Source organism: Neisseria sp. P0001.S005, assembly GCF_051963715.1.
Genome location: NZ_JBQCTZ010000539.1, coordinates 1 through 530 on the forward strand (window position 1 = coordinate 1; position 530 = coordinate 530).

The 530-nt window shown below is 50.4% G+C and carries 1 protein-coding gene; it reads left to right on the forward strand.

Translation table 11 applies throughout. From position 1 onward, the window contains the following. A partial coding sequence (locus tag ACTHSP_RS21535; protein WP_440346944.1) for a thiamine pyrophosphate-dependent enzyme occupies nucleotides 1–530 on the forward strand: 530 nt, incomplete at both ends.

Below are 530 nucleotides of genomic sequence, written 5' to 3' on the forward strand. Positions count from 1 at the left end.
GTTAACCCAGTAGTGGAAGGTTCTGCGCGCGCCAAACAAAAACGTTTGGGCGAAAACGGCCGCGATAAAGTCTTGCCGGTATTGATTCATGGTGACTCTGCATTTATCGGTTTGGGTGTTAACCAAGCAACATTCAACCTGTCTAAAACACGCGGTTATACCACCGGCGGTACTGTTCACATCGTGATCAACAACCAAATCGGCTTTACGACTTCCGATACCCGCGATACCCGTTCAACCGTACACTGTACCGATATCGCGAAAATGGTTTCCGCTCCGGTTATCCATGTGAACGGCGATGATCCTGAACGCGTTTGCTTTGCCATCCAAGCTGCCTTGGATTACCGCAAAAAATTCCATAAAGACATCGTGGTCGACGTTGTCTGCTACCGTAAATGGGGCCACAACGAGGGCGATGATCCGACCTTGACCCAACCGATGATGTACAAAAAAGTATCGCAACACCCAGGTGCGCGTGCTTTGTACACCGAGCAACTGATTGCCGAAGGCGTGGTAACTCAAGCTGAGGC